This window comes from Hyphomicrobiales bacterium, assembly GCA_030688605.1.
Classification (GTDB): domain Bacteria; phylum Pseudomonadota; class Alphaproteobacteria; order Rhizobiales; family NORP267; genus JAUYJB01.
In genome coordinates, this window is record JAUYJB010000081.1 from 1 (window position 1) to 8,398 (window position 8,398).

At 61.3% G+C, this 8,398-nt stretch carries 8 protein-coding genes and 1 pseudogene; 8 read left to right on the forward strand and 1 reads right to left on the reverse strand.

Annotated features, from left to right (window positions below):
- Positions 1 to 138 precede the first annotated feature (138 nt).
- Complete coding sequence (locus Q8P46_09570; protein ID MDP2620409.1) at positions 139 to 438, reverse strand: antibiotic biosynthesis monooxygenase; 300 nt, start codon at positions 436 to 438, stop codon at positions 139 to 141.
- A 416-nt stretch (positions 439 to 854) separates the two neighbouring features.
- On the opposite strand from Q8P46_09570, the gene Q8P46_09575 reads away from it, so the two are divergent.
- The 8 genes and pseudogenes from Q8P46_09575 to Q8P46_09610 all read left to right on the forward strand — a co-directional run.
- Entirely contained in the window at positions 855 to 2,213 is a 1,359-nt protein-coding gene (locus Q8P46_09575; protein ID MDP2620410.1) for a carbohydrate ABC transporter substrate-binding protein, read from the forward strand.
- Positions 2,214 to 2,358: 145 nt separating this feature from the next.
- A complete protein-coding gene (locus Q8P46_09580; protein ID MDP2620411.1) occupies positions 2,359 to 3,429 on the forward strand; it encodes an ABC transporter ATP-binding protein in 1,071 nt (356 codons plus the stop codon).
- The gene (locus Q8P46_09585) at positions 3,426 to 4,370 is read left to right on the forward strand and encodes a sugar ABC transporter permease (GenBank protein MDP2620412.1); all 945 of its coding nucleotides are present in this window, start codon (positions 3,426 to 3,428) and stop codon (positions 4,368 to 4,370) included. The genes Q8P46_09580 and Q8P46_09585 overlap by 4 nt, the downstream gene beginning before the upstream one ends.
- 1 nt (position 4,371) lies before the next feature.
- Positions 4,372 to 5,229 (forward strand): carbohydrate ABC transporter permease, encoded by an 858-nt coding sequence (locus Q8P46_09590; GenBank protein ID MDP2620413.1) that lies wholly within the window; start codon positions 4,372 to 4,374, stop codon positions 5,227 to 5,229.
- 304 nt (positions 5,230 to 5,533) lie between these two features.
- Complete coding sequence (locus Q8P46_09595; GenBank protein MDP2620414.1) at positions 5,534 to 5,815, forward strand: transglycosylase; 282 nt, start codon at positions 5,534 to 5,536, stop codon at positions 5,813 to 5,815.
- Between the two features lie 499 nt (positions 5,816 to 6,314).
- Entirely contained in the window at positions 6,315 to 7,415 is a 1,101-nt protein-coding gene (locus Q8P46_09600) for a hypothetical protein (protein ID MDP2620415.1), read from the forward strand.
- A 219-nt stretch (positions 7,416 to 7,634) separates the two neighbouring features.
- Positions 7,635 to 7,796: pseudogene (locus Q8P46_09605) on the forward strand (IS110 family transposase).
- Between the two features lie 476 nt (positions 7,797 to 8,272).
- On the forward strand, positions 8,273 to 8,398 hold a 126-nt coding region (locus Q8P46_09610), incomplete at its 3' end, for a prolipoprotein diacylglyceryl transferase (protein ID MDP2620416.1).

Sequence of the window (8,398 nt, forward strand, 5' to 3'; positions counted from 1 at the left end):
GCCCACCGAAGGCCGGGTTCTTTTGCGCCGTGGCGGTGTTGCGGCTGTTGGCCGATGCACCACATCGCCCGGCGAGCCGCGCCTGGCCACGGCGCAAAATCATCCCGGTCAAATGGTTCCCTATAACCATGAACCGCTCTACCGCCCGAGCTCCGCCACGACCGGCCCGGATGCCGGATCGGTCACGCCGAGCCCGCCACCGAGGTCCTCGAGCATGTCGCGGAAACCGTCGAGGATGGAGATCATATGCGGTCGGGCCGCCGCGATGCTGTCGAGATCGTCCCATTCGCCGATGAAGCAGAAGCTCCGCTCGCCGGTCTTGATCAAGGAACCCTTCCTGAAACCGTCCATCGCCCGGTCGGCGCTCTTGTGGGCGTCGATAAAGGCCTGCTCCTTGCCCGGCCTGGTGCGAAACCGGACCACATTGTATGCCGTCATGCTTGCCTCCCTGGGGAACGCCGTGAACATGGCGGCCGCATTTTAACAGTTCCAGACAAACTTGCACGCGGCGCAGCGACGGCAAGGCGGCGGGGGGCGAGCTTCCTTGGCGCCGGCCCTACCCTTCACCTTCGCCGACATTCGGACCAACGCATCCATCGCGGAAAACTGCAACGGACGAGTTAAGGGGCGATCCTGAAAATTCCGTCTGACTGCCACCTTTGGCCTCGCTTGTGCTCGCAACCATCAATGGTCTGTGCGAGTGCGGCACGTTGTTGTGGAACAGATTGGATCGTGCAATTATATTCATTGAGGGAAAATGGGCGGCGGGTTCGCCGCTCGGAAGAATTTTATAAAGAAAATCAGACGTTTCCAAAAAAGCGGACACGTCTAAAACGCCGTGGGGAGGACTCAACATGGTGAAAAACGTCAAAAAGCCGCCTCGGGCTGCATCCCGAGTTACCCGCCGTCAGCTTGTTCAGGGCGCCGCCGCGGTCGGCGTCGCCGCAAGCGTCGGCCCGTTCATCATCACCAACCCTGCTAAGGCAGCCAAGACGCTGAAAATCATTCAGTGGAACCACTTCGTTCCCGCCTATGACAAGTGGTTCAACGAGACCTACATCAAGGAATGGGGCCAGGCCAACGACACCGAGGTGATCGTCGACAATGTCGGCTTGGCGACCCTCAACTCGCGTGCCGCCGCCGAGGTGTCGGCGCAGCAGGGACACGACCTTTTCATGTTCCTGTGGCCGCCTCCCGTGTTCGAGGACCAGGTCGTCGACCTCGCCGATATCTATCAGGAATGCGAACAGAAGTTCGGCAAGCCGATCGATCTGGCGGTCAAGAGCACCTACAATCCGAAAACCAAGAAATATTACGGATTCTCCGACAGCTACGTTCCCGATCCGGTCAACTACCGCAAGGACCTGTGGGACGATGTCGGGATGGCCCCCGACACCTGGGACGACATCCGGGTCGGTGGGGCCAAGATCAAGCAGAAGCACAACATCCCGGTCGGCGTCGGCCTGTCGGCCGAAATCGACACCGGCATGGCGATGCGCGCGATCATGTACGCGTTCGGCTCCTCGGTGCAGGACGCCGGCGGCAACCTGGTGCTCGACTCCAAGGAGACGCGCGAGGCCCTCGCCTTCGTCAAGGCCCTGTTCGAGGAGACGATGACGCCGGAAGTGCTGGCCTGGGATGCCTCCTCCAACAACCGCGTCATGCTGGCCGGCCGCAGCTCGCTGGTGCTCAACGCCATCTCGGTGACGCGCACGGGCGAGACCGAGAAGCTGCCGATTACCGACAATATCTGGCTCGCCAAGGCGGCCCAGGGCCCGGTGCGGCGGATCGGCCTCGAGCATGTGATGGACGTGTACGTGATCTGGAATTTCGCGGAGAATATCGACGGCGCCAAGAAGTTCCTGGTCGACTATATCGCCAACTTCCGCGACGGCTTCAACGCCAGCGCCTATTACAACTTCCCGTGCTTCCCCGATACCGTGCCCGACCTGCAGGAGCTGATCGCCCACGACGACAACGCCAATCCGCCGGACAAGTACAAGGTCCTGTCGGACGTCCTCGACTGGGCCACCAATGTCGGCTATCCGGGCTACGCCAACGCGGCCATCGATGAAATCTTCAGCACCTGGGTGCTGAACACGATGTTCGCCAAGGCGGCGACCGGAGCCGAGACGCCGGAAGACGCCCTCAAGGCGGCCACCGCTCAATGCCAGCGCATCTGGGCCAAGTGGCAGGAGAGGGGCAAGGTCTAGGCGACGTGCGGATCCGTCCTGGGGCGGCCGCGGCGACGGCGGCCCTGGCAATGGCTGACAGAGAGGCTCCGGTTGACGGAGCCTCTTTAGTGATCTCTTGTGTTCGCGCGCGGCGCGGCAATCCTAACCGAGGGCGTCTTGCGGCATGGGGGCTGTAGAAACCAGAAAAATCACCAAGCATTTCGATGGCGTTCGGGCGGTCGACGGTATCGACCTGTTGGCGCGCGAGGGCGAGTTCCTCGTCCTCCTCGGGCCCTCGGGGTGCGGCAAGACGACGCTGCTGCGGATGATCGCCGGGCTCGAGGAGCCGACCTCCGGCGAGATCCTCATCGACGGGCGGGTGGTCAACGACCTGCCGCCGCGGGCGCGCAACATCGCCATGGTGTTTCAGAGCTATGCGCTCTATCCGCACCTGACCGTGTTCAAGAACATCGCCTTTCCGCTCAAGGCGGTGGGCATGGAGAGCGAGGCGATTTCCGCCAAGGTGCAATGGGCGGCCGGCATGTTCGGCATCAATCGGCTGCTCGACCGCAAGCCGCGGCAGCTTTCCGGCGGCGAGCGCCAGCGCGTCGCGCTCGCCCGCGCGGTGGTCCGCGAACCGGTGGTGTTTCTGCTCGACGAGCCGTTGTCCAACCTCGACGCCAAGCTCAGAATCTCGGCGCGCGACGAGCTTCAGCAGTTCCAGCGCCGCCTCGGCACGACCACCATCTACGTCACCCACGATCAGACCGAGGCCATGGGGCTGGGCGACCGCGTCTCGGTGCTGGACGCCGGCAAGATCCGGCAGATCGGCACGCCGGAGGAAATCTACGCCGACCCCACCGACACCTTCGTGGCCACCTTCATCGGCTCCCCGCCGATGAATCTGGTCGAACAGGACAAGACGATCCTCGGCTTCCGGCCGGAACACATGGTGCCGGGCGGCAAGGGCCGAAGGAGCCCGGGGGCCTTGAAGGTGGCGGTGCGCGTCAGGCGGGTCGAGTATCTCGGCGCCGACGAGATGGTCTACGGCGTTCTCGAGCCGCCGTTCCCGGAGGTTCCGGTGGTGGCCAAGGTGCCCTCCACCGAGCTCCTGTCGTTCGCCGCGGGCGAGCGCGCCGAGTTCTTCGTCGAACCGCCCTATCGGATGCGCTTCGACCCGAAGACGGGACTGCGCGTCGACAAGGCGGGCGGCGCCAAGGCGTCCGCCAAGGCGACGGCGGGGCTGGGCGCATGACCACCGCGCCGGGGACGCGGGCGATCCCGGCGCCGGCGCACGGCCGCCGCTTCGCGCGCGCGCTCGACGACGAGCGCTGGCTCGGCCGGCTGATGATCGGGCCGGCGCTCGTCTATATCGCGCTTCTGGTCGGCTTCCCCTTCGTGCTGGCGCTCATCTACAGCGTCTCGAACATCACCGTCGGCACGCGCGAATTCGAGTTCGTCGGGCTGCAGAACTTCCGCCAATTGATGCACAGCGGCACCTTCTGGACGGCGCTGAAGAACACGCTGCTGTTCACCATCGTCTCCCAGGTCATCGTGCTGGTGCTGGCGAAAATGCTGGCCATGGCGCTGATGAAGGAGTTCCGCGGCAAGTGGATGGTGCGGCTCTTGATCCTGCTGCCCTGGGTGGCCCCGGTGTCGCTCGGCGCCATCGGCTGGCTGTGGATCTTCGATTCCGTCTATTCGGTCATCAATTGGACGGGGCGCGCGGTCGGCCTGTTCCCGGAGGGCTTCTGGCCGATCTGGCTCGGCCAGCCCAATCTGGCGATGGCGGCGATCATCACCGTGCATGTGTGGCGGCTGCTGCCGCTCGCCACCGTGATCATCCTGGCCGGGCTCTCCTCGATCCCGCAGGACATCCACGACGCGGCGGCGGTCGACGGCGCCGGCTTCTGGCGCCATCTGTTTCAGATCACCATTCCGCTGGTCCTGCCGATCATGATGGTGGCGCTCCTGTTCGGCATCGTCTTCACCTCGACCGACATGATCGCGATCTACGTGTTGACCCGCGGCGGGCCCTACGACACCACGCAGGTGCTGGCGAGCTTCGCCTACTTCACCGGCATCGACGGCGGCGATTTGGCGGAGGGCTCCGCCATCGCGCTGTTTCTGTTCCCGCTATTGGTCGCCGTGGCGATCGTGTTCCTGCGCATCGCCCGGCGCGCCGAGGTGACGTGAGATGGACGCCGGGACCTCCGCCAGGCTGCGCAGATGGTCCGGCAAGGCCGGACATTTCGCGATCGTCGCCCTGTTCGCGGGTTTCGCGGCGTTTCCCTTCTACTGGATGGTGGTGACGACCTTCAAGGAGACCCGCGATCTGCTCAACATCGAGAACAACCCGTTCTTCTACAACGACCCGCCGACGCTCAAGAATCTCGATGTGCTGTTTAACGACACGCTGTATCCGCAATGGCTGTGGAACACGGCCCTCGTCGGCATCGCGGTGGTGGCGATCACGCTGGTCCTGGCGGTGCCGGCCGGCTACGCGCTGGCGCGGCTTGCCGGCAAATGGGGCCAGCGCATGGCCATCGCCATCTTCCTCACCTATCTGGTGCCGCCGACCATCCTGTTCATTCCCTTCTCGCGGGTGATAGGCAATCTGGGGCTGCAGGATTCGCTATGGTCGCTGGTTCTGGTCTATCCGAGCTTCACCGTTCCCTTCTGCACCTGGCTGCTGATGGGCTTCTTCAAGGCGATCCCGCCCGATCTGGAGGAAGCGGCGATGGTCGACGGCCTGAGCCGTTTCGGCGCCTTTTTCCGCGTCGTGCTGCCGGTGTCGATCGCCGGCATCCTCACCGTGGTGATCTTTTCCTTCACGCTGGTCGTCCAGGAGTTCGTCTACGCGCTGACCTTCATCACCTCGTCCAGATCGCTCACCGTCTCGGTCGGCGTGCCGACCTTCCTGGTCCGCGGCGACGTCTATTTCTGGGGCTCGCTGATGGCGGCCTGCGCCATCGCCAGCATCCCGGTGGCGATCCTCTACAACTTCTTCGTCAGCCGCTTCATCGCCGGTTTCACCGTCGGCGCGATCAAATAGCGCGAAATTCGATCGGATCGATTCGCCGGCCCGACCCCTTCCCCAATACCAGCGGCCGTACATTTGACCGATCCCGGTTCGCCGGGAGGGCGATTACGCTGACAGTGAATTCAATTAATCCGGAATAATTAGGTGCACTGTCACCGTAATCCGCCGTAATCCTCGTAATCCTGTCACCGTAATCCAAGCACTCCGTTGCGAAGTCATGCTGCGCCGCGGCAAGCCGGAGTGTCCCTTCTTGGAGCGATGCTGTAAGGTGGCCCGCGTTCCTAAAATGAGCGCCCGCGAAGGGAGGGATTGATCCATGCGCGCCACCGACCCGGTCGTGACATTTCTTTTGGTCCTTGCGATCGGCATCGTCGCCGGCATTCTGTTCGACCGGCTGGCCGGGCCGTCCTGGCTCGCTCGCCAGTTCTCGGGGTCGACCCGCGGCATCGTCACCAGCGCGCTGGTGGGCGTTGCCGGCGCGTTCGTCGGCTATCACATCGCCGCGCTGATCGTGCTCGGCGGCGGCCTGGCGACGGCGGTCATCGGGGCGGCGGCCGGCGCCGCTCTGGTGCTGTTCGCGTGGCGGATGGCCAAGTAACCCCCGATCGCGCGGCGCCCTCGCCCCGCTTGCGTCTTTCGCGGATTACGGGATTACGGGGATTACGCGGATTACGGTGAATTACAATTACGGTGACACAATTACGCAATTACGGCAATTACGGTGCAATTACGGCAATTACGGTGACAGTGCACTTAATTGTTCCTGCCACAGCCCGTCGGATTAATTAAATGCACTGTCACCGTAATTCTGCGTAATTCTGTCACCGTAATTCAATGTTCAAATCGCAGACGGAACGGAATTTCCAAGCGCCTCCTGAATGCGGCGCATGAAAACCAGTGTTGTCGGTTGATCATGCGCCGCATCAATTCGCTTAGAACGACTTTGAAGCTCAGTAGTCCAATGTTCCAAAGGTATGGCGCCCGTACCGCGGCCGGTTATTGAAACCATCATGAAGGCCGAGTAACCTGATCAACCAGCGATGCCTGCCTCGCCTTTTTCAACAGGGAAAGGGACATGGCCAACATGGGGGAAACCAATGTGTCAGAACTCAAATCTCAGGCAGTTGTTGTTCGCGACTATCCTGATGGTGAGTATGCCCCTTGCCGCTTGGGGGGAGGAAGAGAGCGCCGTCAGCGATGACTTCGCCGGAAGTCCTGCCCTTGAAACCAATCTAGTCCCGATCGACGTTTGCGGTCTTCTAAGCGCAAAAGAAGTTGGCGAAGCTCTCGGCGGCGTATTCGAATCCGGACAGGGAGGCGCCGGCCCCAATCCATTTGGATATGGAAATGGATATTCAAGGGGCTGTGCCTGGAGAGACATCAACGATCAGTCTGGAAATAGCCAAAACGGTCCACCCAGCAGACTGTTTGCACTCAATTTGGTCTTTTGGGAAGCCGCTCCGCCAGACAGTCACCCCGGCGCAATTCCCCCTGCTCAACAGTACTTAGACGAGGCCTTGGGAGTCGCCTCGGGAGTCCTTCCGGGGTACGTGTCAGAAGGCTCTCTAAAGAAGATTTCGGGGCTTGGCGATGGCGCTGTCGCTGTCTTGGGGGGAAGCAGTATCACCCAGTCCGGGGCTAATGAAATTCATGTTCGCAGCGGCGACGTTATCATCATAGCTGCGTTTGGCGACGCTCTGTCTTCTGAGGCTGTGCAAGAGAAGCTCCTACCAATCGTGTTGAGCGAGCTGCCGAACGCTCAAAACAAGAAATACATAAACCCATGCCGCTTGGTCACGGATGAGGAGATCCTTGAAGTCGACGGAGTGGCGCAGAAATATGAAGCGACACCGCATTTTGAGTTATATTCGACGGATGCAATTGAAAAATTGTTGGATGAAGTCGCCATGGCGAGGCCGAACGATACGCTCGACAGAAGAGTGATGGGCGATGTTTTTGAGAGTCAGTGTGCGGATAAGGGTGTCTATTTCGACGGAATGCCAAATACTGAGGTGGCCAAGATCCGAATGTCCGTAACGGCGCAAAGGGAACAAGAGCGCGGTGGCCACACTGAGGCGCTTGATCTGGGCGATGAGTCCGTTGTCGGCTCAGACGACAGGGTAACAGTACGTTTGGGGCGGTACGTCCTGATTATTGAAAGGAAATATGCAGACTTTGCGATGAAACGATTGCGTTGATCGTAGACTGCCGCTTGCTTGCCGTCTGCGTTGCGGATTACGGGATTACGGGGATTACGGGGATTACGGGGATTACGGTGGGATTACGGTGACAGGATTACGGTGACAGTGCACTTAATTGTTCCCGGATTACGGATTACGGTGACAGTGCACTTAATTGTTCCCGCCACGGCCCGTCGGATTAATTAAATGCACTGTCACCGTAATTCCGTAATTCCCCTCGCCGCCGTGCGCTGCAACCCGGACCTCGCCTTCTACAAGCGGCTGCGGGCCGCCGGAAAGAAACCCAAGCTCGCCCTCACCGCCGTCATGCGCAAGCTTGTCGTCCTGGCAAACACCTTCGTTAAGGAGGACCGCCTCTGGCTGCCATCTCCGCCTTGACAAACAACACAGATGCTCTTGCAAAATCAAAGGGTTAGCCTCGTTTCACGTCGGCTAACGCCTTGATTTTGCTTTCTCCCCCGCCAAGGGGGGAGAAGTTTTATTGCGATCGGCTCTCCTATCCCTTTAAGCGAGTCAATTCAATCGCATCCGTGCCGATCTCCCCCGCGCAATTTAATCAAACGATTGATGAGCAACTGACGGGCGGAAGAAGTGGAGCCCCCGCCCCCGCCCCCCATCCCGCTTGACATCGCGCCGCCGGGGCGGGTCTTTAGAGCGGGATGAAATGAAATCGAATCAATCTCGCCGCTCCCGCGAAAGCAGGAGCCCAATGGCGGCGCGTCACGCGCAATCGCGCGCCATGGCCGGTTGTATTCCGTGTCGCTGATGCCAATGGATTCCCGCTTGCGCGGGAATGACGGCAAAAGGTGACCAGACCTAGAATCATCATGCTCTAGGCGCCAGGAGCCCGCCCCATGCCGCTTGCCGCCCTGCCCTTTCCGAACATCGACCCGGTGCTGATCGAGATCGGCCCCTTCGCCATCCGCTGGTATGCGCTGGCCTATATCGCCGGCCTCGTCCTCGGCTGGCTCTACGCGGCG